Source organism: uncultured Rhodococcus sp. (assembly GCF_963525155.1).
GTDB lineage: Bacteria > Actinomycetota > Actinomycetes > Mycobacteriales > Mycobacteriaceae > Rhodococcus_F > Rhodococcus_F qingshengii.
The window spans coordinates 1-3152 of record NZ_CAURKP010000320.1; the positions used below are offsets into that span (position 1 = coordinate 1).

Sequence of the window (3152 nt, forward strand, 5' to 3'; positions counted from 1 at the left end):
GTCCACGACAGTGCCGTGCGTATTCTCACCGCTTTCGACGAACCAGACCCGGCAAAGCGCAAGGACGTCGTCTGGCTGTCCTCGGACGAGTTCCGCGGATCGGTGCGGCGCTCCGTCCGGATGGCTCCGCTCTCCGTCGGCGGATTGCTGCGCTCGCGACTGTTCGCCGAATCCACCGTCGTTCTCACTTCCGCGACACTGACCGTCGGCGGATCGTTCGACGGTCTCGCCGTCAACTGGGGTCTTCCTGCGGAATCGTCCGCGCGCCCCGACTCGGGTACCGCCATCGGCACCGAAGCACCTTCTGACGCTTCGGCTTTCCGCTGGAACTCACTCGACGTCGGGTCGCCCTTCGACCATGCAAAGGCCGGCATCATCTACATTGCCCGCCACCTCCCCACTCCCGGCCGCGACGGCCTCGCCCCGGTCTATCTCGACGAGATCGCCGAACTCGTCGAGGCTGCGGGCGGACGCACCCTCGGCCTGTTCTCGTCGATGCGCGCCGCCAAAGCCGCCTCGGAGGCGATGCGTGAACGCCTCGATACCCCCATCCTGTGCCAGGGCGACGACGCCACCGGCACCCTCGTCAAGGCCTTCGCCAAGGACGAACCCACGTCACTGTTCGGCACGTTGTCCCTGTGGCAGGGCGTCGATGTTCCGGGTCCGTCACTGAGCCTCGTCATCTTGGACCGGATTCCGTTCCCGCGCCCGGACGACCCACTGTTGATGGCTCGCCAGCAGGCTATCGAATCCCATGGCGGTAACGGCTTTCTCAGCGTCTCGGACAATCACGCGGCGCTGCTCCTGGCACAGGGCGTCGGCCGTCTGCTTCGTAGCACCGACGACAAGGGCGTGGTGGCCGTGCTCGATCCGCGTCTGGCCACGGCGAGATACGCGGGTTACCTTCGCGCATCGCTGCCTCCGTTCTGGGAGACGACCAACCCCGAAGTCGTCCGCAAGGCGCTCACCCGCATCCGCGACTCACGTCCCTGAGCCGGTTCTCACACGGGCACAATTCTGCCCCGGTACCGACCGAACGGACCGGGGCAGAATGCAATACGTCAGACGCTCGGGGTGGTCACCAACCCGAGTTCGGACGCATCGACCAACAACCGGTGATGCGGCAGCACCCGCACGGTGTATCCCACGGAGCCGGAGACCGGAAGCGCAACCTCGGCTTCGAAGATCTCGGTTCCGTCCTCGGCGCCGAACTGTGTCATCGGGAACGTCACCACGTCGGTGAGCTCCTCGCCCGGGCTGACGCGTCCCAGGACTGCCTGTACCTGGACATCCGAGACCGACAAGCCGCCGAGACGGACCTTGGCCTTCAACGAGATGGTCGCACCGATCTCCGGAGTGTCCGGCAGTCCGGAACCGTCCACCTGCTCGACGGCGACGGACGGCCACTGCGATTCGATGCGACGACGGAACTCGGCCACCTCACGCGCGCCGGCAAAATCGTCCGCCACTACCGCTCGAGCTGATTCCGCCGAAGGGGCGTAGTAGTCGACGGCGTAGTCACGAACCATGCGTGATGCCAACACCTTCGGACCCAGATTCTCGAGGGTGTGGCGAACCCTCTCGACCCAGCGCGTCGGCAGATCGGCTGCATCACGGTCGTAGAACGTCGGCAGTACCGCGTGCTCGAGAAGTTCGTAGAGGGCGCTGGCTTCCAGATCGTCACGCCGCACGTCGTCGAGAACACCGTCGGCCGTCGGAATGGCCCACCCGTTCTCGCCGTCGTACATCTCGTCCCACCATCCGTCGCGAATGGAGAGGTTGAGGCCGCCGTTGAGCGCGGATTTCATGCCGGAAGTACCGCACGCCTCGAGGGGGCGAAGCGGGTTGTTGAGCCACACGTCGCAGCCCCAGTACAAGTAGCGGGCCATCGACATGTCGTAATCAGGCAGGAAGACGATGCGGTGACGCACATCCGCTTCGTCGGCGAACCGCACGACCTGCTGGATGAGTGCCTTACCGCCGTCGTCGGCGGGGTGCGACTTGCCGGCCACCACCAACTGCACCGGACGTTTCTCGTCGAGCAACATCGCACGCAGACGCTCGGGATCACGCAGCATCAGCGTCAACCGCTTGTACGTCGGAACGCGCCTCGCGAACCCGACTGTCAAGACGTTGGGATCGAATACTCCAGTGGTCCAGCCGAGTTCGGCCTCGGTCGCGCCGCGTTCGAGCCAGGACGCTCGGACGCGACGACGAACTTCGTCGACCAACTTGCCGCGCAACGCATTACGTGTTTCCCACAGTTCGGTTGCCGACAACTCGTGCAGGCGCTCCCACCCGCGTGCTTCTTCGAGTTGCTCCTGACCGACGATCCGCCTGGCCACGTCCATCCACTCCGGCGCCGCCCACGTCGGCGCGTGAACACCGTTGGTGACCGAACCGATCGGCACCTCGTCGGCGTCGAAGCCCGGCCAGAGACCGTTGAACATGTCGCGGCTGACGATGCCGTGCAACTTCGAGACGCCGTTGGCTCGCTGGCCCAAGCGAAGACCCATGTGCGCCATGTTGAAGATCGACGGATCGGCTTCACGCCCCATCCCGACGATGCGGTCGACGGTCAGGCCGGGAAGCAAACTCGATTCGTTCTCGCCGTTCGCTCCGCCGAAGTAGTGACGGACCAGATCCGCCGGGAAGCGGTCGATTCCGGCGGGAACCGGAGTGTGCGTCGTGAAGACCGTTCCGGCACGGACCGCGGCCAGAGCCGAATCGAAGTCCAGACCGCTGGTGGTGACAAGTTCCCGAATCCGTTCGATGCCGAGGAATCCGGCATGCCCCTCGTTCATGTGGAACACCTCGGGATCGGGCAATCCGTACGCCGCGGTGTAGGCGCGCACCGCGCGGACGCCGCCGATACCCGCGAGGATCTCCTGCTTGATGCGGTGATCCTGGTCCCCGCCGTAGAGACGGTCCGTGACGCCGCGCAGATCCGCGTCGTTCTCGGCGATGTCGGAATCGAGCAGCAGCAACGGCACTCGTCCGACCTGAGCGATCCACACTCGCGCACGCAGCACCCGGCCACCGGGCATGGCGACGTGAATGACGACCGGCGATCCGTCTTCGGAAGCCGGGCCTGCGTCCGTCAGCAAACGAAGAGGCAACCCTTGAGGGTCGTGCGGCGGGTAGTGCTCGGC

2 protein-coding genes are annotated in these 3152 nt (G+C 65.5%); one reads left to right on the plus strand and one right to left on the minus strand.

Annotated elements, in window-relative coordinates; translation table 11 throughout:
* Positions 1-993 (plus strand): ATP-dependent DNA helicase (locus RWT78_RS28885; RefSeq protein ID WP_314682847.1); only part of this gene is annotated, 993 nt, incomplete at its 5' end.
* A 68-nt stretch (positions 994-1061) separates the two neighbouring features.
* Here RWT78_RS28885 and glgP read toward each other — a convergent pair.
* On the minus strand, positions 1062-3152 hold a 2091-nt coding region (glgP, locus tag RWT78_RS28890; RefSeq protein ID WP_314682850.1), incomplete at its 5' end, for an alpha-glucan family phosphorylase.